Below are 1,207 nucleotides of genomic sequence, written 5' to 3' on the forward strand. Positions count from 1 at the left end.
TTTCTATCTCCTGCCTATTTATCTTTTCACCTATAAAAACTAAGTTAAGGGGCATATTCATATTTTCCTGCAAATAGACAGGCATGCCGTATGAAAATTGAAAGAGAAAAGGATATTTCGAATAAGAAAATTTAATATACCCTTTTATCCGGTACATCGTATCAGGAAGATTTCTTAAAAAGTTTTCAAATTCACCTTGATCCACCGGCTTTTCAAACTTATAAACATAAGAGCTTAACTTTAATTCCTTCTTTACATGGGAATTCGCCGGTTTATCTTTTGTACTAAATGACAAATTCTTTATATACTCGATAGGTACTTTTGAGAATGCAGTTAACACGGAAAAAGCATGAGAATTTAGTGCCTGTATTTCCATTGATAGTTTTGCTTGCTCTGCTTCAGTTAAGACATCAGTTTTGTTTAACAGAATTAAATCAGCGTGCCTGACTTGTTCCATTAATAATTGCTGTACTTGAGGACTCAATGTTTTCCTGTTAAGCCACCTCATACCGTCAACTACTGATATAATACCTTTTACATGGATTTTATCTGCGAATAACGGCGAGAGTACTGCATCTAATACCTCAACTGGGTGTGCCGCACCTGTTGCTTCTATATAAATAACCTCTGGTTTTTCAACCATTAGCAGCCCCTGAAGCTGAGCCTCTAACTTATCTTGAATGGAGCAGCAAATACATCCATCCAGCAGTTCTTTAAGTGGAACATCTTCTTCAATTGCGTCTGAATCAATTGATACCTTTCCAAGCTCATTCATCATGACTGCTACTTTTCGATTTTGCTTCTTTTCCTCGATTAATAACTGCTTTAATAAGGTTGTTTTCCCGCTGCCCAAAAACCCTGCCAATACATATATATCCGTCTTAATCATGTATCTTCCCGCTCTCTCCTATGATCCTCATATATTTCTACGATCATCTTTTGCAATTTCTTCTCTAAAGAACTCATGTTTAAATTTATTAAATAGCCTACAGGGTGAAACATTTCCATCTTGCATTTCCAAATAGGAATATATCCATTAGGATAATATATCCCATTTTTTTCTACACCTATTTCTAAATAAGAGTTATAGCTATCTAAAAATAGATCTTCCTTTGACGCAGATTTTCCTTTTTTTTCACGTATAAGCTCAATCATTAACGATTCAGTCAGTATACGAAAATCGTCTTCATACTTTCCTTGAAGCATT

2 protein-coding genes are annotated in these 1,207 nt (G+C 34.9%); both read right to left on the reverse strand.

All coding sequences use genetic code 11. The annotated features are described in order from the left end of the window. Positions 1-889 (reverse strand): CobW family GTP-binding protein (locus tag V7149_RS25925; protein ID WP_335348429.1); only part of this gene is annotated, 889 nt, incomplete at its 3' end. Continuing rightward, the coding region (locus V7149_RS25930) for a hypothetical protein (protein WP_335348430.1) at positions 886-1,207 on the reverse strand (322 nt) is incomplete at its 5' end. The genes V7149_RS25930 and V7149_RS25925, both read right to left, overlap by 4 nt.

It is taken from the genome of Bacillus sp. JJ1503 (genome assembly GCF_036965125.1).
Taxonomy (GTDB): domain Bacteria; phylum Bacillota; class Bacilli; order Bacillales; family Cytobacillaceae; genus Cytobacillus.